Origin of the sequence: Candidatus Symbiopectobacterium endolongispinus, assembly GCF_018777385.1 — a bacterium.
In the GTDB taxonomy this organism is placed as follows: Bacteria; Pseudomonadota; Gammaproteobacteria; order Enterobacterales; family Enterobacteriaceae; genus Symbiopectobacterium; species Symbiopectobacterium endolongispinus.
The window spans coordinates 867645-890887 of sequence record NZ_JAFJYB010000001.1; the positions used below are offsets into that span (position 1 = coordinate 867645).

Annotated in this window: 22 protein-coding genes, 3 tRNA genes and 5 pseudogenes; 11 read left to right on the forward strand and 19 right to left on the reverse strand. The window is 49.4% G+C overall.

The annotated features are described in order from the left end of the window. Positions 1-755: 755 nt before the first annotated feature. Positions 756-1544 (reverse strand): cyclic-guanylate-specific phosphodiesterase, encoded by a 789-nt coding sequence (gene pdeH, locus JZM30_RS04380; RefSeq protein ID WP_252317700.1) that lies wholly within the window; start codon positions 1542-1544, stop codon positions 756-758. Positions 1545-1730: 186 nt separating this feature from the next. On the opposite strand from pdeH, the gene JZM30_RS04385 reads away from it, so the two are divergent. Beyond that, a complete protein-coding gene (locus JZM30_RS04385; RefSeq protein WP_196905602.1) occupies positions 1731-1991 on the forward strand; it encodes a YfhL family 4Fe-4S dicluster ferredoxin in 261 nt (86 codons plus the stop codon). On the opposite strand, the gene acpS is transcribed toward JZM30_RS04385, so the two are convergent. The 14 genes and pseudogenes from acpS to trmN form a co-directional block, all read right to left on the reverse strand. After that, the gene (acpS, locus tag JZM30_RS04390; protein WP_252317702.1) at positions 1966-2385 is read right to left on the reverse strand and encodes a holo-ACP synthase; all 420 of its coding nucleotides are present in this window, start codon (positions 2383-2385) and stop codon (positions 1966-1968) included. The genes JZM30_RS04385 and acpS overlap by 26 nt on opposite strands. Further along, positions 2385-3116, reverse strand: coding sequence for a pyridoxine 5'-phosphate synthase (pdxJ, locus tag JZM30_RS04395; RefSeq protein ID WP_252317703.1), 732 nt, complete (start codon positions 3114-3116; stop codon positions 2385-2387). The genes acpS and pdxJ overlap by 1 nt, the downstream gene beginning before the upstream one ends. Before the next feature lie 117 nt (positions 3117-3233). Continuing rightward, positions 3234-3969: pseudogene (gene recO / locus JZM30_RS04400) on the reverse strand (DNA repair protein RecO). A gap of 11 nt (positions 3970-3980) precedes the next feature. Then, on the reverse strand, positions 3981-4886 hold the full coding sequence (gene era, locus JZM30_RS04405) for a GTPase Era (protein ID WP_252317704.1): 906 nt from the start codon (positions 4884-4886) through the stop codon (positions 3981-3983). After that, positions 4883-5563: a ribonuclease III gene (gene rnc, locus JZM30_RS04410; protein ID WP_252317706.1), complete on the reverse strand. Its 681-nt coding sequence runs from the start codon at positions 5561-5563 to the stop codon at positions 4883-4885. The genes era and rnc overlap by 4 nt, the downstream gene beginning before the upstream one ends. A gap of 257 nt (positions 5564-5820) precedes the next feature. Beyond that, the gene (gene lepB, locus JZM30_RS04415) at positions 5821-6780 is read right to left on the reverse strand and encodes a signal peptidase I (RefSeq protein ID WP_252317708.1); all 960 of its coding nucleotides are present in this window, start codon (positions 6778-6780) and stop codon (positions 5821-5823) included. 16 nt (positions 6781-6796) lie between these two features. Beyond that, complete coding sequence (lepA, locus tag JZM30_RS04420) at positions 6797-8596, reverse strand: translation elongation factor 4 (protein ID WP_252317709.1); 1800 nt, start codon at positions 8594-8596, stop codon at positions 6797-6799. A gap of 293 nt (positions 8597-8889) precedes the next feature. After that, positions 8890-9335, reverse strand: a pseudogene (gene rseC, locus JZM30_RS04425) (SoxR-reducing system protein RseC). Between the two features lie 24 nt (positions 9336-9359). Then, entirely contained in the window at positions 9360-9563 is a 204-nt protein-coding gene (locus tag JZM30_RS04430) for a MucB/RseB C-terminal domain-containing protein (protein ID WP_252317710.1), read from the reverse strand. Positions 9564-9575: 12 nt separating this feature from the next. Then, on the reverse strand, positions 9576-9716 hold the full coding sequence (locus JZM30_RS04435) for a hypothetical protein (RefSeq protein ID WP_252317712.1): 141 nt from the start codon (positions 9714-9716) through the stop codon (positions 9576-9578). Positions 9717-9762: 46 nt separating this feature from the next. After that, positions 9763-10194: pseudogene (locus JZM30_RS23825) on the reverse strand (sigma-E factor regulatory protein RseB domain-containing protein). 22 nt (positions 10195-10216) lie between these two features. Beyond that, positions 10217-10873: an anti-sigma-E factor RseA gene (gene rseA / locus JZM30_RS04445; RefSeq protein WP_252317713.1), complete on the reverse strand. Its 657-nt coding sequence runs from the start codon at positions 10871-10873 to the stop codon at positions 10217-10219. A gap of 51 nt (positions 10874-10924) precedes the next feature. Beyond that, on the reverse strand, positions 10925-11500 hold the full coding sequence (gene rpoE / locus JZM30_RS04450; RefSeq protein ID WP_252317714.1) for an RNA polymerase sigma factor RpoE: 576 nt from the start codon (positions 11498-11500) through the stop codon (positions 10925-10927). A 312-nt stretch (positions 11501-11812) separates the two neighbouring features. Then, positions 11813-12559 carry a tRNA(1)(Val) (adenine(37)-N(6))-methyltransferase TrmN gene (gene trmN / locus JZM30_RS04455; RefSeq protein WP_252317715.1) on the reverse strand — a complete coding sequence of 249 codons (747 nt, stop codon included), beginning with the start codon at positions 12557-12559 and terminating at the stop codon, positions 11813-11815. A gap of 151 nt (positions 12560-12710) precedes the next feature. Between trmN and srmB the strand changes: the two genes are divergently transcribed. Further along, complete coding sequence (srmB, locus tag JZM30_RS04460) at positions 12711-14048, forward strand: ATP-dependent RNA helicase SrmB (RefSeq protein ID WP_252317716.1); 1338 nt, start codon at positions 12711-12713, stop codon at positions 14046-14048. A gap of 101 nt (positions 14049-14149) precedes the next feature. On the opposite strand, the pseudogene grcA reads toward srmB, so the two are convergent. Further along, positions 14150-14531: pseudogene (gene grcA / locus JZM30_RS04465) on the reverse strand (autonomous glycyl radical cofactor GrcA). 360 nt (positions 14532-14891) lie between these two features. On the opposite strand from grcA, the gene ung reads away from it, so the two are divergent. Further along, on the forward strand, positions 14892-15584 hold the full coding sequence (ung, locus tag JZM30_RS04470; protein ID WP_252317717.1) for a uracil-DNA glycosylase: 693 nt from the start codon (positions 14892-14894) through the stop codon (positions 15582-15584). A 126-nt stretch (positions 15585-15710) separates the two neighbouring features. Here the strand turns inward: ung and JZM30_RS04475 are convergent. Beyond that, positions 15711-15786, reverse strand: a tRNA-Ala gene (locus JZM30_RS04475). Between the two features lie 237 nt (positions 15787-16023). Here JZM30_RS04475 and JZM30_RS04480 point away from each other — a divergent pair. After that, on the forward strand, positions 16024-16335 hold the full coding sequence (locus JZM30_RS04480; RefSeq protein ID WP_252317718.1) for a hypothetical protein: 312 nt from the start codon (positions 16024-16026) through the stop codon (positions 16333-16335). Further along, on the forward strand, positions 16307-16909 hold the full coding sequence (locus JZM30_RS04485) for an alpha/beta hydrolase (RefSeq protein ID WP_252317719.1): 603 nt from the start codon (positions 16307-16309) through the stop codon (positions 16907-16909). Before JZM30_RS04480 ends, JZM30_RS04485 begins: the two co-directional genes overlap by 29 nt. Before the next feature lie 101 nt (positions 16910-17010). On the opposite strand, the gene gltX is transcribed toward JZM30_RS04485, so the two are convergent. Continuing rightward, entirely contained in the window at positions 17011-18417 is a 1407-nt protein-coding gene (gene gltX, locus JZM30_RS04490; protein WP_252317720.1) for a glutamate--tRNA ligase, read from the reverse strand. Between the two features lie 268 nt (positions 18418-18685). Between gltX and JZM30_RS04495 the strand changes: the two genes are divergently transcribed. The 6 genes and pseudogenes from JZM30_RS04495 (at position 18686) to JZM30_RS04520 (ending at position 22773) form a co-directional block, all read left to right on the forward strand. After that, a tRNA-Val gene (locus JZM30_RS04495) sits at positions 18686-18761 on the forward strand. A gap of 7 nt (positions 18762-18768) precedes the next feature. Beyond that, positions 18769-18844: transfer RNA gene (locus JZM30_RS04500), tRNA-Lys, on the forward strand. A gap of 271 nt (positions 18845-19115) precedes the next feature. Next, the gene (locus tag JZM30_RS04505) at positions 19116-19478 is read left to right on the forward strand and encodes a GtrA family protein (RefSeq protein WP_252317995.1); all 363 of its coding nucleotides are present in this window, start codon (positions 19116-19118) and stop codon (positions 19476-19478) included. Next, positions 19475-20398 (forward strand): annotated as a pseudogene (locus JZM30_RS04510) (glycosyltransferase family 2 protein). Before JZM30_RS04505 ends, JZM30_RS04510 begins: the two are co-directional and overlap by 4 nt. Positions 20399-20412: 14 nt before the next feature. Next, complete coding sequence (locus JZM30_RS04515) at positions 20413-21954, forward strand: DUF6056 family protein (protein ID WP_252317721.1); 1542 nt, start codon at positions 20413-20415, stop codon at positions 21952-21954. A gap of 384 nt (positions 21955-22338) precedes the next feature. Continuing rightward, positions 22339-22773, forward strand: coding sequence for a DoxX family protein (locus JZM30_RS04520; RefSeq protein WP_252317722.1), 435 nt, complete (start codon positions 22339-22341; stop codon positions 22771-22773). A gap of 208 nt (positions 22774-22981) precedes the next feature. Here JZM30_RS04520 and JZM30_RS23830 read toward each other — a convergent pair whose 3' ends face one another. Beyond that, positions 22982-23242 (reverse strand): TOBE-like domain-containing protein, encoded by a 261-nt coding sequence (locus JZM30_RS23830; protein WP_308167136.1) that lies wholly within the window; start codon positions 23240-23242, stop codon positions 22982-22984. Between the last annotated feature and the right edge of the window lies 1 nt (position 23243).

The following is a 23243-nucleotide window of genomic DNA, read 5'->3' on the forward strand; positions in this document are numbered from 1 at the left end:
TGGTCATACAAACCACATCACGGATAGTGAAACACACAGACAAAGCGCCGCTCTCCCATACAGATTCGGGATCGGCAGTTTTCCGGAGAGCGGGAGGGAGGGATGAAAAAACGCTCCTGTGTTCAGATGAATTCAAAAACATAGGAACATCAGCATAAAGCCCCCATCTATCACTGTGTGTAAATAAAAATAACAAGTCCAAACAGAGTATCTTTAATTAGCGTTAAGGTGATGAATAATAACTCGTGTTATAAGTTTATCTAATGAAATAAAAAACTTACGAATCTCAATGTTACGTATTTTGAACATCAAAATTCTGTAAGCAAATCAATTATACCAATAGGCATCACTGTTTTAATTAATAAAATCTATCACCACACGATAATTGATTGTTATCATTAAATAAAAAACATATTTTCTCATTATATTCATAAAGTTACCATCAATGCAAAATCGTTTCACTTATCATGTGCACCTGTTGAGCCCCCATAAAGATCAGGAGCGGCAAGGTTCATTCCACTAATCATTAACAATATAAAACACCATTGCTGAAAAAATTACAAGAATCAAACAATGAAAAGAGCCTGTATAACAAAATGAATCACCATTTTTAACATTTAGACGTCAGGCAGGACAACAAACGGCGAAAAAGCAGCGCGCGAGGAAAGGGATAAATAAAATGTAAATTATCGTGTCAAGTAACCAACGCGCTAACAATGATACCAGTCCAACAAGTTGGACTGACTCTGCTAAGATTACAACGTAGATTTCAACTCGCTAAAATTCTCAAAAGGCTGGGGGCGAGACAGGAAATACCCTTGCACCGCGTCAGCCCGCGTTTGCGTTACCATGCCCCACTCTTCCTGCGTTTCGACCCCTTCAACCACCACGTGATTACAAAAGCGGGACAGCAGCGCCACCAACGACGGGAACAGCTGACGGCCCCCCTCACTTTTTTGCAGCAAAATAAACAGCTCGCGCGCCACTTTGATACAGTCATATTGCGCTTGCATCAACGAAGAAAAATTGGCGACGCCCGCCCCGAAATCATCCAGCCACAGGTGGCGCATTTCAGGAAACATGGTCAAGACTTCTTGCGAGAGCGTCCCCTGATTTTCAACGATCTCAAATCGCAGCCAGGGCATGGAGGCGATCAACTGTTTCGCTTCATGGCTCCGTTGTAACGCATGCAACGTTTGCCCGTTCACATTGACTGACGCCAGAATGCCGTCCTGAATAAAGCGAGGATGCCAACGCGACAGAAGCTGCATTTGCTCAATCACTACCTGTAACCGCTCAGCCACATTGATACTGGCAAAATAGGTTTCAGGTGAAACAAAACGCTGCGGGAACGCTGGCGAAAACACAGCAGTAAGCAGCTCTATCGCTAACAGTTTGCCGCTGGTGCGGTAAATAGGCTGAAAGTTATAGCGTCTTTGACAGTGATGCCAATACTGGCGTTCAAAAGCTGCCGCATCCCCAAGTTCAGAAGGCAGTGCCTGTATAACCCCTAAATTCCCCTGCTGCCCGATACATTTTGTCATAAGACCTGATGTGATACGTTGTTAGCCTGCTTATACTTAGAATAATGGATATCGGCAAAGCCACAGAAAACTTTATTCATTATTTGGCTTGCTACGCTATTTTATGCGAGAGATATTGGGGAAAGAGAGTGCTCCGCTACGCCGTTACTAGTATAATCCGCAGCTGGTTTTGCAAGGTATAAAGAAATGGCATTACTGATCACCCCTAAATGCATTAACTGCGACATGTGCGAGCCTGAATGTCCCAATCAGGCAATTTCTATGGGGCTGGATACCTATGAAATAGATCCGCTGCGTTGCACAGAATGTGTGGGCCATTACGATGTGCCTACCTGCCAAAAGGTATGCCCGATTGACAATACAATCATTCGTGACCCGCAACAAGTGGAAACGCAGGAGCAATTATGGGAAAAGTTTGTTGTTATGCATCACGCCGATCGTCTGTGAGCGGGCGTTTTCGCTCCCCTTCAAGGATCACTGTGGCACAGGCATAGTGCCGCTCATCGGCAATGGTCACGTGTATCTCTTCCACTCCTAAGTTTTCCGCCATCGATTGCGCGCGTCCCCAAAGTCGCAGGCAAGGTTTACCCAACGCATCGTTGAAGACGTCGAATTGATCGAAAGCCAGCCCTTGGCTAATGCCGGTGCCTAAGGCCTTCGCCGCCGCTTCTTTAACAGAAAAGCGCTTAGCAAGATAGCGGGCAGACTGCTGGTGCTTTTCATAGTGCACCCACTCTTGTGCGGATAATACTCTGCGCGCCAGACGATCGCCGGATCGCGCGATAATCGCCTCGATACGGGCGATCTCCACAATGTCCGAGCCAAGTCCCAGAATAGCCATTAACGACGGGCTTCCCGCAGCAATGCCTTCATTTCCGCGACGGCCTCTGCCAAGCCACTCATGACGGCGCGACCGATAATCGCATGCCCAATATTAAGCTCATGGATTTCAGGCAGGGCCGCAATAGCTTGCACGTTGTGGTAGGTCAGGCCATGTCCGGCATTTACCTTGAGTCCTTTGCTGGCGGCATAAACCGCTGCATCGCGAATACGCGCCCACTCTTGCTGGCGCAGCGTATCGTCCTGAGCATCGGCATAAGCACCGGTATGGATTTCGATATAAGGAGCGCCAACGGCTACAGCGGCATCAATTTGCACCCGTTCGGGGTCGATAAACAGAGATACCAGAATTCCCGCCTCGTGCAAACGGGCCACGGCTGATGTCATACGCGGCAGTTGACCCGCAACGTCCAACCCACCTTCCGTTGTCACTTCCTGGCGTTTCTCAGGTACCAGACAACAAAAGTTAGGACGAAGCTCGCAGGCAATCGCCAGCATCTCTTCCGTCACCGCCATTTCAAGGTTCATGCGCGGCTGCAACGTTTGGCGTAACAAACGCACATCGCGATCGGTAATATGACGACGATCTTCACGCAGATGAACCGTAATACCATCCGCCCCGGCTTGCTCGGCAACAAACGCAGCTTGCACCGGATCGGGGTACGCTGTGCCGCGCGCATTGCGCAGGGTCGCCACATGATCGATATTTACACCCAGCAAAAGCTCTGCCATGAAATCAGTCCTCAAAAAAATCACCTTTAGACGACCAGTGTACACTGGCCTTTCAGTTCGTTACCACTGCGGCAATCTTTAGATAGCGAGAGGTTGACAGGTTCACTGCTCAGGTCATTATTCTTTTGCAACAGGTGGCGTGTGGGGACGTAAAACGGCAGATTTTTGAAACAGCTCACGGCTCTTCAATGGTTTGCCGCCCAGATAAGGTTTGAGCGCCATACGGGTAAAGCGTTTCGCAGTCCGCAGGGTTTGCACATCAGGAAATTCCCGCGCAGCCAGCGCACGCAACTCATAGCCGGTAAAGCTACGCTGATCCACAATCATACTGGCGATAAACCCTTTTTCTTCACGGTAGCGGTAGGTCATGGTGTCTGCAACGGGCTCCCCACTGCCTGCACAGTGCAGAAAATCAACGCCGTAACCGAGATAGCCCAACAGCGCCAGCTCAAAACGACGCAGTGCCGGTTCCGGTGAGGAACTCAACGCTGCCAGTTGCTGCAAGCAATGCAGGTAATCGAAGAAGAGTGCAGAAAAATTGGTTTCGTGCTCCAGCACGCGAGCAAGCAATTCATTGACGTAGAGGCCACTGTACAACATGACGCCAGTAAGCGGTAGTGCCAGTGATACTGGTTCAGCGTTACGCAAGGTTTTTACTTCATCGCGTCCACCCCAGCGCACCAGCAATGGCGTGAACGGTTGCAAACATCCTTTTAGCGGAGAGCGGCGCGCGGCGCGCGCCTTTGGCTAACACGCGCACATGCCCTTCGTCTTCCGTGAAAAGATCCAGCAACAGGCTGGTTTCACTGTAAGGTCGCCCATGCAAGACAAACGCGCGCTGCCAGCCTTCCATCGGCGTTAACCTTATAAGTCGTCGATGTAGCCCAGGCTGCGCAATGCGCGTTCGTCATCCGCCCAGCCGGATTTCACCTTCACCCACAATTCCAGGTGTACCTTGGCTTCGAACATGGCTTCCACATCCTGACGCGCTTCAATGCCGATCGTCTTGATTTTGGCGCCATTGTTACCGATCACCATTTTCTTCTGACCATCGCGCTCAACCAGAATCAACCCATTGATGTCATAACCGCCGCGGTCGTTGGTCACGAAACGCTCGATCTCAACGGTCACCGAATAGGGCAACTCTTCACCGAGAAAGCGCATCAGCTTTTCACGAATAATCTCTGCCGCCATAAAGCGCTGCGAACGATCGGTGATGTAATCTTCCGGGAAGTGATGGTCAGCCACAGGCAGGTGTTTGCGCACAATGCTGGCAATAGTGTCAACGTTAGTGCCCTTTTCCGCAGAAAGAGGAACCACGTCGAGGAAGTTCATTTTTTCACTTAAAAACTGGATATGCAGCAGCAGTTTGGTTTTGTCCGTCACATTGTCAATCTTGTTGATTGCCAGCAATACCGGACGTTTTTGATCGCGCAACTTACCCACGACCATTTCATCGTCGTCGGTCCAGTGAGTCCCTTCAACCACAAAGATGATCAACTCGACATCGCCGATGGAGCTGCTGGCAGCACAGTTCATCAGACGGTTGATTGCCCGTTTTTCTTCAATGTGCAGCCCTGGCGTATCCACATAAATAGCCTGATAAGGACCTTCGGTATGGATACCCATAATGCGGTGACGCGTGGTTTGCGGCTTACGCGAAGTAATGGAGACTTTTTGCCCCAGTAGTTCGTTCAGCAACGTGGATTTGCCCACGTTGGGTCGCCCAACAATCGCGACGAAACCGCAGTAGGTTTGTTCTTCGCTCATTCAATCTCCAGTATTTTCAACGCTTGTTCCGCTGCCGCCTGCTCCGCCTTACGCCGGCTGGAGCCCGTACCAATCACCGGTTCGTTAAAACCGCTGCTCATACAATGGATGGTGAATTCCTGATCGTGTGCCTCACCGCGCACCTGCACCACCAGATAGGTGGGCAATGGCAGATGACGTCCTTGCAGAAACTCTTGCAACCGGGTTTTAGGATCTTTCTGCTTATCCCCTGGACTGATTTCATCCAATAGAGTCTGATACCAATTCAGAATCAGTCTTTCGATATTCTGGATATCACTGTCCAGAAAAATACCGCCAATAAGCGCTTCGACCGTGTCAGCCAAAATAGACTCACGGCGGAAGCCACCGCTTTTCAATTCACCGGGACCAAGGCGCAGGCATTCACCTAATTCGAATTCACGCGCAATTTCCGCCAGCGTATTGCCGCGCACCAGCGTGGCGCGCATACGGCTCATATCCCCTTCATCGACACGAGGAAAGCGATGATAAAGTGCATTGGCAATCACAAAACTCAGGATGGAGTCACCAAGAAACTCCAGACGCTCATTGTGTTTGCTGTTGGCACTGCGGTGCGTTAACGCCTGCAATAACAGGTCGTACTGCTGGAAAGTATAGCCCAGCTTTCTTTGTAACCGATTTATTAGGATGGGGTTCATGTGTTACCAATAGATCAACAATACCTATTTACCGCAGCAAACGAAACAGCTTTGTTCCCCTATCGCTCTTGCGGGCGATAGGGGAACAAAGCTGTTTCGTTGCTGTTTCGTTTGCATTGGCTCCGAACGGAGCCTGCGTTTTTCGTTTATTCTCATCACATTCTCCGTTGCAAGGGCTAACTGCAACGGGAATGTGGTGCGAGATACAACAATTCTACAAAGTACCCGAAAATAATGCTGCGGGTTTATCACGATGATTAATGAATTCGACCAATTCGGCTCAGACGCACGCCCGTTGGCCATTCACCTTCTTGTTTCTCAAAGCTCATCCAGATTGACGTTGCGCGGCCGACCAGATTCTTCTCCGGCACAAAACCCCAGAAACGGCTATCGGCGCTGTTATCACGGTTATCACCCATCATGAAATAGTGCCCGTTTGGCACTACCCAGGTGGCCAGCGGCTGGCGCGACTGCTGGTAGTACATCCCCAGTTGATCCTGGCTACCCGGCACCACCAGAATGCGGTGCGAGACATCACCCAGCGTCTCCTGACGAACGCCCATCCGCACGCCACCCGGTTTTTCCTCACCGAGTGGCAGCGCGTAGAAACCGCTGCCCGATTCCGAACCAGGACGACCGAACGTTTGCACGAAATCACTGGCTTCAAGGTTGCTGTAGGTTACCGCGACGGCGCTGTCACACGCCGAGCCTTCACATGCAGGACGCACCGTCACCTGCTTGCTGAGCGGATCGTAAGAAACCCTCTCGCCCGGCAGACCAATCACACGTTTGATATAATCCAGGCGCGGATTTTCAGGATATTTGAATACCGCTACATCCCCGCGTCGCGGATGCCCGGTCGGGATCAGCGTTGTCTGCGTGATGGGATCCTTAATGCCGTAGGCAAATTTCTCCACCAGAATAAAATCACCAATCAGCAGCGTCGGCATCATGGAATCCGACGGTATCTGGAACGGTTCGTAGACAAAGGAGCGCACAAAAAATACCAGCGCCAATACCGGAAACACCGAAGCGCAGGTTTCAATCCAACCGGGCTGTTTGATCGTCACAACGCCCGCGCCGCCATCCTGCTGCGCACTCAGCGCCGCCTCCGCTCTCGCCTTGCGTGCCGGTGCCCATTTAAAGCGTTCAAAACACCAGACGATGCCGGTGACGAGCGTCGCCAGCGCTAAAACCAAGACAAACATATTGGCCATGCCAACTCCTTAGGGTTTATTTGCTCTCTTTGCCGACGTGCAGAATGGTCAAGAAGGCTTCTTGCGGCAATTCAACGTTGCCGACCTGTTTCATGCGCTTCTTACCGTCTTTCTGTTTCTGCAACAGCTTTTTCTTACGGCTCACGTCGCCGCCATAACATTTCGCCAATACGTTTTTACGCAGCTGTTTCACGGTCGAACGCGCGATAATGTGGTTGCCGATGGCCGCCTGAATGGCAATATCAAATTGCTGACGCGGGATCAGCTCTTTCATTTTTTCCACCAGCTCACGGCCACGATACTGTGAGTTATCGCGGTGGGTAATCAGCGCCAACGCATCAACACGTTCGGCGTTAATCATCACGTCAACCCGCACCATGTCAGAGACCTGGAAACGTTTGAAACTGTAATCCAACGATGCATAACCGCGCGAAGTCGATTTCAGTCGATCGAAGAAATCGAGCACCACTTCCGCCATCGGAATTTCATAGGTCAATGACACCTGATTACCGTGGTATACCATGTTGGTCTGCACACCACGCTTCTCAATACACAAAGTGATCACGTTGCCCAAGTACTCCTGCGGCAACAGCATATGGCATTCCGCGATAGGTTCACGCAGTTCTTCAATGTTGTTGAGCGGTGGCAACTTGGAAGGGCTGTCAACGTAGACAATTTCCTGACGCGTGGTCTTCACTTCATAAATTACGGTTGGTGCCGTGGTGATCAGATCCAGATCGTATTCACGCTCCAGACGTTCCTGAATGATCTCCATGTGCAGGAGGCCCAGGAAGCCGCAGCGAAAACCGAAGCCCAACGCGGTTGAGGTTTCCGGTTCGTAGAACAGCGAAGCATCATTGAGGCTCAGTTTACCCAACGCGTCGCGGAAGTTCTCATAATCATCAGAACTGACCGGGAATAAGCCAGCATAAACCTGTGGTTTAACCTTTTTGAAGCCCGGGAGCGCTTTGTCAGCCGGTTGGCGAGCCAATGTCAGGGTATCCCCCACCGGAGCACCAAGAATGTCTTTGATGGCGCACACCAGCCAACCCACTTCACCGCAATTAAGCACATCACGATCGATCTGCTTCGGCGTGAAAATCCCCAGACGATCGGCGTTATACACCTGACCGGTACTGATGGCCTTCACTTTGTCGCCCTTGCGCAACGAACCATTTTTGATGAGGATTAGAGAGACCACACCGAGGTAGTTGTTGAACCAGGAGTCGATGATCAACGCCTGAAGCGGCGCATTTGGATCGCCCTCTGGCGGTGGAATTTCTTTCACCAGACGTTCAAGCACATCAGGAACGCCAACGCCGGTTTTCGCCGAGCAGCGCACGGCATCGGTGGCATCGATGCCGACGATATCTTCAATCTCTTCTGCCACACGCTCGGGATCGGCGGCCGGCAGGTCAATCTTGTTAAGCACCGGGACCACTTCCAGGCCCATTTCCATCGCGGTGTAGCAGTTGGCGAGCGTTTGTGCCTCTACGCCTTGCCCTGCATCCACCACCAGCAACGCACCTTCGCACGCCGCCAGAGAACGTGAAACTTCATAGGAGAAGTCAACGTGCCCCGGTGTATCGATAAAATTCAGTTGGTAGGTTTCGCCATCTTTGGCATGGTAATCCAGCGTTACACTTTGCGCTTTGATGGTGATGCCGCGTTCACGTTCCAGATCCATGGAGTCCAGCACCTGCGCCGCCATTTCACGGTCAGATAAACCGCCGCAAAGTTGAATAATGCGGTCAGAAAGCGTCGACTTACCGTGGTCGATATGGGCAATAATGGAGAAATTTCGTATATGCTTCATTATGAAAGTTTTTCTACCTTGGTATTTCTGAAATTCTTGCCGTCTGGCATGCGCATGCGATGAAAATGGCGGCAATGCCTTCCCCTTTCACCAGAACCGATACATTCTACATGTCAGACGCCGGAAAACCTAGTCATCAACCCTTATTCCCTTTGATTATGGAACTTTTATTCCATCATGGCAGACAACCGGGAAAAAGATGACGTTTAAGGACAAGCACGCGCGCGTTGGACGGAGAATATCTCGGTGAGAAACGACCGGGTGGCGCAGCGGCTCACCCAGTTAAATGAGGTTCAGGATTCGATTTTTAGCGGCTGTCCCGGCAGGGCTATCTGCAAAATAACCGGGCGATAGTGATGTTTCTCGCCTAATTTAAGCGACCAGCCGCGTACCAGGATAAACGCCAACGCGGCACCCAGCACCGCCGCCAGATCGTTGGCGAACAGCGACTGCAACAATCCCGCCCCTATGAATAATCCCAACAGCGGCACCAGATAGACCAGCATGGCGGAACGCAGCAGACTACTTTCGGAAATACCCAATTCAACGCGCTGACCAGGCAGCAAGGGTTCTCGCACGGAACGTGCAGCGCCTGTTCAGCGGACCGTCCCAATTCACTCAAAAGCCCGGTACCACAGGTTTTACGCGACTGACAACCGCTGCACCCAGAACGCTGCTCACAGTGCAGCACGGCCATGCCATTGTGCCAGGAAACCACAGTCGCCCACTCTTTGATCATACCTGCGCCCTACATCTTGCAAATTTACTGCGATTGAAAAATGACATTATCAGCGCGGATTTCTGTGTGTACGCTTCGCCGTCCTGTCGTGACATATTGCTCGGCACGGGATTCTGACGATGGCGTGATATTAACAGAAAAGCTGAATAAACCATCACTGAACAGGCGCGATTCCACCGGGATGCAGATCCCAGGCAACGTTCTGCGGGTACGCGAGATCTCTTTCATGCCCTGTGGCTGTCATTCAGGGATCCAGGTCAGGTCGACCGTTTCAACCGACGGTGTCGTCAGCAATGGCGGTAACCCTTCGCTTAATAATGGGCGTAACGTCTCACGGATATCATCACTGACCACCAGCGATGTCACCAGAAATTGCTCCATTCGTTCCCCATTGCGATCCTACAAGTCAATACGTCGCGACATCAAACTATACGCTGTAGCTATAACGTGTCCCATCCCGGGAAATAATACACATGCCTTCACACAGGCGATCGGCGATCCGTACTCTTCCTGCCGCCGGAATGAAATCATAGAACGCGGACAGCGATTGATAATCGGCATAAACCAGGCTGGGGAACGAATCGATGATGTGATTGCCGGAAAGCGAGAAAGGTTCTAGATCGGTATCAAAATAACTGATATCTCAGTCTCGCTGCACGATTTCTCGGCGAGGCCCATCCATAAACAGCAACTGTGTCAATGGACGGTTATCTATACGGGCATGCCGATAGCGCAGAGATTCGATGCCCGAATAGCATTGCCCATCTGTTGCAGCGAGGACTGAGGCTGCAACACCGTACCTGACGCAGGTCGCGCCAGGACGGTTGTTGAATAGGGTAAGCAACCGAGCAGAATGCAAAAAGCAAACCCAACACGCTTCATTAACGAGACTGCGTTCCTAAAGATTGAGTGCCAGGCACCTGAATAGCGGCCTGCTGTTCTTCATCTTGCTGACCTTGCAACGGCTCCGAATTGAGGCGACGCTGCAACTCATAGTCCTGCAAAATGACATTGATGCGGTTGCGTTGTGCTTCAACCTGACATTGACCACCGTGCGACACAAAGTTTTCAGACGGTACGCCCAGGCTTACCGGAGAGGCGCTGCCCATGGCGGGAAGCGTACTAAACGCTGGCATGTCGTTTTGCGCTTCCAGAGCTTGATCCGGGGAACGTTGCATTTGCACGCCGACGATCACTGCCAATGAGACACAGGCGGCCACACCAACCTGAGTCAGTTGGCTTGCCCAAGGACGCACTTTGTCCCAGAACGACAAACGTGACCAGGTATCGGGATGAGGCTGTGCTTCGGGAATAGCCTGAGGCGCAATGCGCACCGGCTCTTCGGCAATCGCCTGCGCAACGCGTGCGGCAATGTCGATCTCAATGACACTCTGCGCCACGTCACCACGCAGCGTATCGCGAATCAAATGGTAGCTTTGCCAACTTTTTTGCAGTTCAGCATCCCGCCCCAATGTGTTAAGCAGTTCGGTATCCGCTGCCTCGCCGTCCATTAAAGCGGAAAGTTTCTCTTTCTGCATACCCATACCCTTTACCTTGTCAAATCCATCATGGTTAACTCGAAAACCGGGTTAATGTTGAATTAGCGGTTGTACTTTGTTATCTATCGCTTCTCGCGCACGGAATATACGAGAACGAACAGTGCCGACCGGGCAATCCATAATGGCGGCTATCTCTTCATAACTTAGGCCATCAAGTTCGCGTAGCGTAATCGCCATCCGTAAATCTTCTGGCAACGCTTCAATGGTTCGAAAAACGATACTTTTCAATTCCTCTGACAACATTAAGTTCTCAGGGTTCGATATTTCTTTTAATGCGCTGGCAGTTTCATAATTTTCAGCGTCATTGGCATCAACGTCGCTATACGGTGGTCGCCGCCCCTGAGCAACCAGATAATTTTTGGCCGTATTAACCGCAATGCGATACAGCCAAGTGTAGAACGCACTATCGCCGCGAAAAGACTCCAACGCACGATAGGCTTTGATAAACGACTCCTGCACCACATCAGGCACATCCCCAGGAGGAACGTACCGTGACACTAGGTTCGCTACTTTGTGCCGATAGCGCACCACCAGTAAATTAAAAGATTTCTGGTCGCCTTTCTGGACACGTTCAACCAGAATGCGATCTGCTAGCTGCTCGCTCATCCGAGGTAATGTCTCCTCAAACCGTTCTCCACACGTAAAATAGTACTGCCAGCCATATCGTTATTAAATAATCTGAGCAAGCTGTAAGTCGGACACCACCGGTTAACAAAAGTTCCCGATAACGTTTGTTCCTTCTTCTTTATGTGCTCAGCCTGCCACATGTATCTTCGCGCGTCGGCGTTTACATCCGTACACGTCGCGCAGATTTCTGTTCTTTAGCTGGGACAGTCATGGGATCATACGCGAAAAAACGTTCAATAGCACCGTTAGCCTCTGAGAGTGCCCGAGCCATCGTTAACGACAAGGAATATCCTACATAAATAAATAGAAATCCTTGGTCAATGCGCGAAAATCATAAGAGTAGCTGCCATCTTCTGCGCGGACAATCAACGTTCGCCTCTCGCAGGGGCCCGCTTGCTTCGTCAGGGTCAACAGTTCCCGATGCGGTTGGCCCTCTGCCCTCTCACGTACGGCCAGTCGCTGACGTATCGACCACCCTTGTTGGCATGCCGTGCTGCAAAAATCACTGGCAACCTGACTCGGTAGCACCACACAAAAGCGCCCTTCCGGCTCCAGCAGCTTGGCAGCACAGTGGAGTAAGGTTTCATGGGACAAACTCTCTGTATAACGGACCGTGCTGCGCGCCTCGGTCCGACATGCACTGCCCGGTGCAAAATAAGGAGGATTACTGACAATCAACGCATAGCGTGATGCTGTTTGTGCCGTAAACGTCTCAATATCACGGTTTACCACGGTAATACGTGATGCCCACGGTGAGATCTGACGATTCTCTTGTGCCTGTGTGCTGGCTTCGCGCTCTACCTCAACCGCATCGATCGTCACCGAGTCTGGGCTACGCTGTGCCAACATCAGGGTGATAATGCCGGAACCATATCCAATATCCAGCACACAGCCGGTTTGCGGCACTGGAGCCCAGGCACCGAGCAGGATGGCATCCGTACCCACTTTCATCGCACAACGATCGTGCGCGACAAAAAATTGTTTAAACGTGAACCCGTTGCGCCGCAATGTTTGTGATCGCGCTGCGTGCTGATGCATGATGTGCTGCTCCTCCGGAAACCCGCCGTAGCATAAGGGAATCCCTGCAACAGGGAAAGCATCCCGCCGACAGGACACCGAGGCGGTGTAAACAGATGATGAAGTGTACGCGTAATGCGTCTATAATCAGCGCCCCAAATAGAGGTAGACCATGACTGCAACCCAATTTTCCGATCTTGATCTTGATGAAAGCCTGCTAGATGCCTTGCGCGATATGGGCTACGAGCGCCCAACCGCCATTCAACTCGCGGCGATCCCACCCGCCATGGACGGGAAAGATGTCCTTGGATCCGCGCCAACAGGAACAGGAAAAACAGCAGTCTATCTGCTGACGGTGTTGCAGCATCTGATTGACTTTCCTCGTAAAAAATCAGGTCCACCGCGTATTCTGATCGTAACGCCCACGCGTGAACTGGCGATGCAGGTGGCCGAGCAGGCTAAAGCGTTGGCGGCGCACACCCATCTGGACGTAGCAACCATTACTGGCGGTGTGGCCTACATGAACCACGCTGAAGTCTTCAGCGAGAATCAGGATATTGTGGTGGCGACAACGGGGCGCCTGCTTCAATACATCAAAGAAGAAAACTTTGACTGTCGCGCAGTGGAAACGCTGATTCTGGACGAAGCAGATCGTATGCTCGACATGGGATTTGCTCAGGATATCGAACATATTGCTGGTGAAACCCGCTGGCGCACACAAACTTTGCTGTTTTCCGCCACGCTGGAAGGCAATGCCGTCAAAGATTTCGCAGAGCGACTGTTGAAAGAACCGGTTGAGATTGAAGCCGACCCTTCACGGCGTGAGCGTAAAAAGATTCCGCAATGGTTTTACCGCGCTGATGATACTGAGCATAAAACCGCGCTGCTGGCACATTTGCTGAAACAGCCGGAAACCACCCGAGCCATTGTGTTTGTGCGTAAGCGCGAGCGCGTGCATGAACTTGCAGCCTGGTTACGTGAAGCGGGTATCAACAGTTGCCATCTGGAAGGCGAGATGGTGCAAGCCAAACGCAATCAGGCCATCACGCGCCTGAGCGAGGGACTGGTCAATGTATTGATTGCCACAGACGTTGCTGCACGCGGGTTGGACATCAATGATGTTAGTCATGTCTTCAACTTTGACTTGCCACTGACGGCTGATATCTACTTGCACCGTATCGGGCGTACCGGACGCGCTGGCAAAAAAGGGTGTGCCATCTCACTGGTGGAAGCCCACGATCACTTGCTGCTTGGCAAGATCAGACGTTACTTAAATGAGCCGTTGAAAGCGCGCGTCATTGATGAGTTGCGTCCAAAAACCAAAGCGCCAAGCGAAAAAACCAACGGTAAGCCGTCGAAAAAAGTACTGGCTAAGCGTGCTGAAGAGAAGAAAAAGAAGAAAGAGAAAGAAAAAACCAAGATGAAAGTGCGCCACCGCGACAGCAAGAATGTAGGGAAGCGCCGCCAGCCTTCGCAGAAAACTGACGATACGCCTTCAGGCACAGAGTAATTCTGTTTCGATACCGTCTCCCGGCACAAACGCCGGGAACAAACCAGAGCACAAAAAAAGGAGCTTTCGCTCCTTTTTTATTACGGCAACCGTACGTACGATTACAGGCTTTCAGTGAAAGTACGCGTGATCACGTCACGTTGCTGTTCTGGGGTCAGTGAGTTGAAACGCACTGCATAACCAGAAACACGGATGGTCAACTGCGGGTATTTTTCCGGGTGTTTTACCGCATCTTCCAGCGTTTCACGGCGCAAAACGTTCACGTTCAGGTGTTGCCCCCCTTCCACACACTTCCTGTTTGATTTCCAACGGAACTTCACGATATTCAAACTGCCCCAAATCGCTAACCGGAACGATTTGATCTTCGCTGTAATCCGCTTTTGCGCAAACGCAGCGTGCTTCTGATTTTTCTTCATCGAGCAGCCAGAAAGAGTTAACCAGAGCGTTATTGTTAGCTTTAGTAATTTGAATGCCAGTAACCATAATTGCCTCCGTAAAACAGCAGAATCGTGTCTGAACCTGAGAAGGGTTGCAGTACTCACCAACACGAGGTTTTAACCACAAAATGAAATTCACTTACCTTGTGTAGTTATATACCAGTACCTTAGCCGCCAATCTTTGATTTAAATCAATTAATTCAGGGTGTAAAAATCAGACGCAACAGCAATTAATTGTTTTACATCAATTTTAACCAAAAGATGTGATGCGATTTTTTTTGTAAATTTTCAACTTTTTTATAATTTTCACTTCATTACCATCAACTTTCCCGCCACAGTGTTTTACCTTGAGAGCAGAGATCGGTAAGCTACAGCCCTCTTTCACAACACCCGTATCGAGGACAGGATGACAACCGAACTAACGTGGCATGACGTTTTGGCACAGGAAAAAGAGCAGCCTTATTTTGTGCAAACGTTGACGTTTGTCGGCAATGCCCGCGCCGAAGGAAAGGTAATTTATCCCCCGCAGAAAGATGTGTTTAATGCCTTTCGCTATACGGAGTTCAATCAGGTCAAGGTGGTGATCCTGGGACAAGACCCCTATCACGGGCCTAGTCAAGCGCACGGCCTGTCATTCTCCGTCCGCCCTGGCATTCCCGCACCGCCGTCATTAATGAACATGTACAAAGAGCTGGCGAACGATATTCCCGGTTTTACGATCCCTCAGCATGGTTGCCTGCAAAGCTGGGCGGAGCAAGGTGTACTGCTGTTAAACACCGTGTTAACGGTGGAGGCAGGTCAGGCGCATTCCCACGCCAACCTCGGCTGGGAAACCTTTACCGATCGCGTGATTAGTGCATTGAATGAAAAGCGTGATGGCATCGTGTTTCTGCTGTGGGGAGCACACGCGCAGAGAAAAGGCAGCATTATCGACACGCAGCGCCATCATGTGCTGAAATCCCCGCACCCGTCGCCGTTGTCTGCACACCGTGGCTTTCTGGGCTGTCGCCTCTTTTCCAAGACGAATCAATTCCTGATACAGCAGGGGCAGTCGCCAATTGATTGGATGCCACGGCTACCGGGTTCAGCAGATCAGTAATGCCATCGGTTCGCAAGCCGCGCCACAGCAATACAAAGCGCTTACGAACTGAGCTCTATATGAGAATTGACTACGCCATAGCGATGGTCTTAGGGACAAAACAGGGGAAATAAAAACAATAAGGAGTGGTGGAGCTAAGCGGGATCGAACCGCTGACCTCTTGCATGCCATGCAAGCGCTCTCCCAGCTGAGCTATAGCCCCATTACATCAGACAGTGACACCGATTGTCTGTGTGAACGGCCCGAATAATATGCAACCCGCTCAGGTGTGTCAACGGCTAAATCTCTTTCTGCCGTCAACCGCTGAAAAAGCCGCCAGCACGCCGATTTTATCAACGCTTGTGGCGTAATACCGCGCACAAGAACAGAAAAACGCTGGTAATGATAACGGGTTTTATTATCATCTTTTATTCGTTCATCAGAACCTTAACAGGTCGTTATGCGCTATTTGCCCGTTGTGCTTATTACTCTGATCGCCTCCAGCCTTTTGCCCGCACGGGCACAGCCCCCTGTCGCCACGCTCTCTGAAAACGCCAAGCGCTACTTCAGCATTGAGCAGCACGGTATGGAAAGCACCCGCCGGCTTCAGTACCGTGTCTTTATCGCTACGCCGCGTGATATCGCCGCACAGGAGAAACGTCCAGTGCTCTATGTACTGGACGCCAATGCCCAGTTCCCGCTGGCGGTCAACAGTTATACCCCCAGCACAGGGGCCAGCGCCTGTGATTGTTGGCATCGGCTATCACATTGATCAAGGTTATGACATTCCTGCCCGCACCCGCGACTACACGCCTCCGGCCCCGACAATCGACTCGGATTTTGGTGCAGGAGGGGAAGCAGAGCAGTTTTATCAGTTTATCCAACACAGTGTGAAACCGTGGGTAGAAGCACGAGTCCCGGTTAATCCACAGCAGCAGACACTCGCCGGTCACTCCTTTGGTGGGTTATTCGTACTGTTTACCCTGTTTAATCATGGGGAATCTTTCCAGCGCTATCTGGCCGCCTGCCCGTCTATCTGGTGGGGAGACGACGTGGTCATCCCCAAACGTTCACCACTGCTTACGGCACAACCTACGTCAATCACGATAAGCGTGGGCGAATATGAAGAGAAGCCCCCCAAGGCCGATCCCAACCAACCGGTCGATCCGAAACGTGCCAAGCGTCAGGCGCAGCGCACCATGGTGACCAAAGCGCGCGACCTGGCGGCGCAATTGCACACCGAAAACCCCGCAGCCAACTTTATCCTGTTCGAAGGTAAACACCATGGTAGCGTGATCCCCGATGCAATGGCAAAGGCGGTAGAAGTGGCCATTCAGCCACAATGAGCTCAGGATTGATTTGCGTTCGTGAATAAAAAAACGCCCCGGCGGCGAACTCCCGAAAAGGAGGGCCACACGGGGCGTTAACCGATCGCTGGGTTATGCGATTATTGCTGCGCTTCACGCTCAGCGATAAAGGCCAATGCTTTATCGATGCGTGCCAATGCACGTTGCTGACCCACCGCGTGTACCGTAACATCGACGCCAGATGATTGGCCCACGCCAGTTACCGCCACACGCAGCGGCATACCGACTTTACCCATGCCTTGTTGCAGTTCGTCCGCCGTGCCCTGAATGGCGTGATGAATGTTTTCCGCAATCCAGTCGCTGATAGCAGCAAGCTTCTCACGCACCAATTCCAATGGCTGGCGAGCAACCGGACGCAAGTGTTTCTTGGCAGCATCGGCATCAAACTCGGCAAAATCTTCATAGAAATAACGGCAGGACGCCGCAATCTCTTTCAGTGTTTTGCAGCGCTCTCCCAACAGCGTCACCAGTTCGCATAGTTGCGGCCCGGTGCGGGTGTCGATCCCGGCTTGCTCAATGTGCCATGACAGATGCGTTGCCACATATTCAGCTGGCAGATGATTGATATAGTGATGGTTCAGCCACTGCAACTTCTCGGTATTGAAGGCGCTGGCCGATTTGCTTACGGCATCCAACGTAAACAGTTGCGTCATCTCATCAATGGAGAAAATTTCCTGATCGCCATGTGACCACCCCAAACGGACCAGATAGTTGAGCAGCGCTTCTGGCAGATAACCATCATCGCGATACTGCATCACGCCCACGGCACCATGGCGTTTGGACAGTTTTTTGCCATCATCGCCCAGGATCATCGACACATGGGCGTATTCCGGCACCGGCGCACCCAACGCTTTCAGGATATTGATTTGGCGCGGGGTGTTGTTGATATGGTCTTCACCACGAATAACGTGCGTGATTTCCATATCCCAGTCGTCGATCACTACACAGAAGTTGTAGGTTGGTGAACCATCGGTACGGCGAATGATCAGATCGTCCAGTTCCTGATTGCTGAATTCGATCGGGCCACGAATACGGTCGTTGAAAATCACAGAACCGTCTTGCGGATTACGAAAACGCACCACGTGAGGCTCATTATTGGCATGATGCGCATGAGAATCGCGACAGCAGCCGTCGTAGCGTGGTTTTTCACCCTTCGCCATTTGATCTTCACGCAGCGCTTCCAGACGCTCACGGCTGCAATAGCATTTGTAGGCGGTGCCCTGCACCAGCATTTCATCAATCACCGCGTTGTAACGGTCAAAGCGCTTGGTCTGGTAGTACGGACCCTCATCCCAATCCAGGTTCAGCCAGTTCATGCCATCCATAATGGCATCCTGCGTTGAACGCTCCAGGTCAGTGTCTTCGATACGCAAAACAAACTCACCCTGATGGTGACGGGCAAACAGCCAGGAGTAAAGCGCAGTACGAGCGCCGCCGACATGCAAATAGCCAGTGGGGCTTGGCGCGAAACGAGTTTTGATTTTCATTGGGATAATAAGCCTTGTTACTTAAGGGCGACTGGCAGACACCAGCGACGGTTCCAGCCAAAAGTTGGCGATATTCTATCACTCTGCCCTGATTCCTCAACGCTGTAACCGCATTGCGTGTTGAATAGGACTAACAATACGCCAAATTATTGACCACGAATGCCCAGAAAAACGACGTGTTGCCTAATTTTACAACGAACACGCATTTTGCATTTAAAAAGCGTTGACTCACTTTCAACTATCCCTATAATGCGATTCCACACAGCGAGGGTGATTAGCTCAGCTGGGAGAGCACCTCCCTTACAAGGAGGGGGTCGGCGGTTCGATCCCGTCATCACCCACCACTTCTGCGGGTCGTTAGCTCAGTCGGTAGAGCAGTTGACTTTTAATCAATTGGTCGCAGGTTCGAATCCTGCACGACCCGCCATTTCGCAGACCTCTCCTTTTTCTTTTAATACTTTCTCATCTGCATGAGATATCGCAACAAACACCGGTCAGTGCTTAGGCTTGGGCGAAAACGCCGTTAGCGTCGATCACAATAGATGATCTCATCCCGATTAACCTTTCCCCTGCCATTTTAGTAGACCCTTTTAAAGTCGAAACATTACCCTTCGTTTAGATCAAAAGCGTTACTGTTGTGTAGATCATAGTCAGAATCAGTGATAAAATATCAAAAAATTAATAAAAACTATTATTTAATGCTTAAATTATTCACTAAATATATGACCGTAGGGATTATCAATACAATTATTCACTGGATTGTATTCGGTACTCTGGTTTATTTTGCGGCATACGATCAATCGATCGGAAACCTGATTGCATTTATGGTTGCAGTCACATTTTCATTTTTTGCCAATGCAAAATTCACCTTTCAAGCCAGAGCTTCTGGTGGAAGATATTTTCTTTTCATTACTTTCATGGGGATACTGAGCTTTATTTCAGGTCAACTATCAGACCATTACAATATTTCCCCCTTGATCACAATGATTGAATTTTCTGCAATTAGCCTGGTTTGCGGTTTTTTCTATTCGAAGTTCATTGTCTTTAGGAAAGATAAATGAAAATCTCACTGGTAGTTCATGTATTTAATGAGGCAGATACAATACCTATCTTTTATAAAGCAGTTAGAGAGATGGAATCTTTCAGACAGCACCAAGTAGAAATTCTTTTCATTAACGATGGCAGCAGCGATGCTACATAGTCAATCATTAATGCACTCGCCGTGTCGGATGAATTAGTTATTCCACTGTCGTTCACTCGTAATTTTGGTAAAGAACCTGCTATTTTTGCAGGGTTAGAGAATGCAACCGGGGATGTCATTATTCTCATTGACGTTGATCTTCAGGATCCGATTGAAATAATCCCTGCTCTTATTGAAAAATGGCAATGTGGAGCGGACATGGTTCTGGCTAAGCGCTCGGATCGCTCTACGGATGGTCACTTAAAGCGAAAAACGGCAGAATGGTCCTATAAACTCCACAACAAAATTAGCACACCAAAGATCGAAGAAAATGTGGGTGACTTTCGTTTAATGTCTCGTGGCATTGTTGAAGGTATTAAGCTTATGCCGGAACGCAATCTTTTCATGAAAGGGATACTCTCTTAGGCAGGGGGTAAAACAGATATTGTTGAATACACTCGTGCTGAACGCGTTGCAGGAAACACAAAGTTTAATGGTTGGAAACTCTGGAACCTTGCTATTGAAGGCATTACCAGTTTCTCAACGATTCCATTAAGAGTGTGGACCTATATTGGCCTATTTGTAGCAGGATTATCCTTCCTTTATGGCTCCTGGATGGTTTTTAACACCCTTGTTTTCGGAAACCCCATGCGCGGTTATCCTTCCCTCTTAGTTTCTATTTTGTTTCTCGGTGGTATTCAGCTTATAGGAATTGGGATTTTAGGAGAGTATATCGGAAGGATTTATGTAGCAGTAAAACAAAGACCAAGATACATAATTAAAAAACAAGCACCAAAATGAGATATATCAAAAAAATGAAAAAGACACTGACAATATTAATATCGGTTGTTATTTTTTTAGCAATATTTTTGATTGAGTGGTATACGCATATTCACTCAGATGATTATCACTATACACTGCTAGGCATATCTTTAGATACTCACTACAAACACTACATGACATGGAGTGGGAGAGTGGTCGCTGATTACATCAGCACATTGTTACTATATCTCAACTCTCGTATTATCTACTCTATTTCAATTGCAACAGCCGTATTGTCTTTTTGCCTTTTCATTGCAAAAACCCCATCAGGTTCATTCAAATGGAATAAAAATGACAATATAATTATTCCATTAGTTTTTCTTACCTACTGGATAGCTAACCCTAATATTGGAGAGACAATATTCTGGGTTGTTGGTAGCGCCAATTATCACTGGACAAACCTTTTTGTTGCTGCATGGATATATGGAATAAGCTACACACTTCAAAATAATGATAAAAAAATCCGCATACTGATGGTAATCATCAGCCTATTAGCCGGATGCTCTAATGAAAGCGTGGCTCCATTCGTTATTAGATTATCATTGTTAGTGATTTGTTATGATTTCTGGAAAAGAAAAAGCGTTGATATCAATAAGGTAATTTATACTTTCATGGCAGTTGTTGGGGCTTGCATACTCATTCTTGCACCCGGAAATTTTATCAGAGCAAAAGAAACCCCGGTTTGGTTAGGGAAATCATTTTTAGAAAAAATTGTCTTTCATTTTACAGAACGACTCTCTGGACATCTTGCCATGATATGTATTAGCTATGTTGTTTTAGCATTACTTGCTTTGATTGCAGTTATAAGTGCTCGCAAAGGTACACCTGTTTCTAGAAAAAGAATCTATGCGACTTATCTGATGATAGCGATTGCGGTGGGGACAAGCTTTATCATGTTCATCTCCCCCTCTTACCCAGATAGGGTAGTCAATGGAACATTGATGTTTCTTCTCTTTGCGGTATCCTTCCTTGGTCATGGTATCCTGGAAACGGCTGACAGAAGAAATCTTTTGAAGATCAATATTGTCACCTTTCTTTGTCTAGCAACCTTCTTATGGTCTTATTCGCTAATGTATAGCGCTTACACACGTGTTTATGTGCAAGACAAAGTAAGAATGAAGATCATTGCGGATGAAATAGCCAAGAATCAAGAGAGTTTCCCCATTCCTGAGTTTTATTTCTCTAAACTCCAAAACAGCGGGGGGCATTTCGGCCTGTTCCATGCCCCAAATCTCTATGGCCGATATTTTGGTGCAAAAGAGATTTTTAAAACCATTGTCAAATTTGACTACTCGGTCATGTACAGTGGCCAAAAAGGGGTTTTGGATGACCACACCCGTTACTACACCAATCAGTCTGGTGATTTTATGTTAGTGAGCGCTAAGCCACTAGAGGGAGAGATGGCGATAACGGTCAATGGCAACAAAGTGAGTTATATGCTGGAGACATTTACCAAAGCAACAGTCAATGATGAATACTGGTATTATAAAAAAATACCCGCAGGACTGTTCGACGCCGTCAACATCGTCAAATAACGGCTAAGATCAGCACAACACATAGCGGACAATGGATAAAAATTATTGTCGGTAGCAGCTTACCGACATCATCCATGCTCACCACGTTACGTGGTTCAATCCGCTGTATGATATTGATGTATAAAACAACACATCATATTCCATACAGCGACCTTCATCCAACGGCCATCCTACCCGAAAAGGGATCTTTGTTGATCTATGCCTACCGGTGGCCTTGCTATATTCATTTCAACATCGCGGTCACATAGCCACTCGCCCATACCACAGCAATTTTTTTGATTAGCTATGTAAAATAAATTTGTTTTCTCTGCGTCACTAAAATGGCGACACTACGCCCTGTTGTCCTTACCACAATTTTTATGAACATACATAGGGTTAATTATTATGATTGCTCAGCTCAATCGGTCATTCAATCGTCTCGCAGACCATCAGGATGCCGGTATTCTGCTACTACGTCTGACCATTGGTATTTTGTTGCTGTTTCACGGCGTAGCCAAAATAGAGCACGGCGTGGGTTGGATCGTGCAGATGCTGCAAGCGGCGGGCCTGCCAGGCTTTATCGCTTATGGGGTGTACATTGGTGAAGTGGTTGCGCCGATCCTGATTATTTTAGGTGTATTTACCCGCATTTCCGGCCTGATTGCCGCTTTTACGTTAGTGGTTGCCACTCTGATGGTTGGTATCGGTAATTTCTTTACTCTGACCAAAGTCGGTGCCTGGGCACTGGAAGTGGAAGCTCTCTACTTCTTCGGTGGCCTGATCATCACGCTGGTAGGCAGTGGACGTTACTCTGTGGTGTCCAACCCAGATTACCGTTAATTTTACTGTCAAACGATTTGAATGAAAAACCCACCTAAAAGAGTCATTCCCGCGCAGGCGGGAATCTCTTGCAGATGAAACGCGTTCCTTCTGGCAGAGATCCCCGGCTTTCGTCGAGGATGGAACGGCTTTGTCATCAGTCTGAATGCCCGCGATGGCGGGCGTTTTTTATGAACCTTGTGGTATTTTTTGAAACCGTAGCCGTCGTTTAGATTTCCCAATCGTGGTTATACACTTTGGGTTTGAACTGGATAACATCACCACGCTTCAAGCCGTTAAGGTTGATGTCGTCTTGTGCGACTTCGGCTTCAATCAGTTCGGGCTCACCTTCGACTTTCAACGACAGACGAGTCAATGCCCCCAATGGACGGATATACCGCACCACCACCGGCTGAAATCCGTCTTGCACCTCCGCAGAAATCGCCACTTCATGGGGACGGAACAGGATCGGTTTATCGCTGTGCGCCACT

Coding starts and splice junctions, on each gene's coding strand:
- pdeH (WP_252317700.1), bottom strand. CDS start 1,544: ATGACAAAATGTATCGGGCAGCAGGGGAATTTAGGGGTTATACAGGCA.
- JZM30_RS04385 (WP_196905602.1), top strand. CDS start 1,731: ATGGCATTACTGATCACCCCTAAATGCATTAACTGCGACATGTGCGAG.
- acpS (WP_252317702.1), bottom strand. CDS start 2,385: ATGGCTATTCTGGGACTTGGCTCGGACATTGTGGAGATCGCCCGTATC.
- pdxJ (WP_252317703.1), bottom strand. CDS start 3,116: ATGGCAGAGCTTTTGCTGGGTGTAAATATCGATCATGTGGCGACCCTG.
- era (WP_252317704.1), bottom strand. CDS start 4,886: ATGAGCGAAGAACAAACCTACTGCGGTTTCGTCGCGATTGTTGGGCGA.
- rnc (WP_252317706.1), bottom strand. CDS start 5,563: ATGAACCCCATCCTAATAAATCGGTTACAAAGAAAGCTGGGCTATACT.
- lepB (WP_252317708.1), bottom strand. CDS start 6,780: ATGGCCAATATGTTTGTCTTGGTTTTAGCGCTGGCGACGCTCGTCACC.
- lepA (WP_252317709.1), bottom strand. CDS start 8,596: ATGAAGCATATACGAAATTTCTCCATTATTGCCCATATCGACCACGGT.
- JZM30_RS04430 (WP_252317710.1), bottom strand. CDS start 9,563: ATGAAAGAGATCTCGCGTACCCGCAGAACGTTGCCTGGGATCTGCATC.
- JZM30_RS04435 (WP_252317712.1), bottom strand. CDS start 9,716: ATGGAGCAATTTCTGGTGACATCGCTGGTGGTCAGTGATGATATCCGT.
- rseA (WP_252317713.1), bottom strand. CDS start 10,873: ATGCAGAAAGAGAAACTTTCCGCTTTAATGGACGGCGAGGCAGCGGAT.
- rpoE (WP_252317714.1), bottom strand. CDS start 11,500: ATGAGCGAGCAGCTAGCAGATCGCATTCTGGTTGAACGTGTCCAGAAA.
- trmN (WP_252317715.1), bottom strand. CDS start 12,559: ATGCATCAGCACGCAGCGCGATCACAAACATTGCGGCGCAACGGGTTC.
- srmB (WP_252317716.1), top strand. CDS start 12,711: ATGACTGCAACCCAATTTTCCGATCTTGATCTTGATGAAAGCCTGCTA.
- ung (WP_252317717.1), top strand. CDS start 14,892: ATGACAACCGAACTAACGTGGCATGACGTTTTGGCACAGGAAAAAGAG.
- JZM30_RS04480 (WP_252317718.1), top strand. CDS start 16,024: ATGCGCTATTTGCCCGTTGTGCTTATTACTCTGATCGCCTCCAGCCTT.
- gltX (WP_252317720.1), bottom strand. CDS start 18,417: ATGAAAATCAAAACTCGTTTCGCGCCAAGCCCCACTGGCTATTTGCAT.
- JZM30_RS04505 (WP_252317995.1), top strand. CDS start 19,116: ATGCTTAAATTATTCACTAAATATATGACCGTAGGGATTATCAATACA.
- JZM30_RS04515 (WP_252317721.1), top strand. CDS start 20,413: ATGAAAAAGACACTGACAATATTAATATCGGTTGTTATTTTTTTAGCA.
- JZM30_RS04520 (WP_252317722.1), top strand. CDS start 22,339: ATGATTGCTCAGCTCAATCGGTCATTCAATCGTCTCGCAGACCATCAG.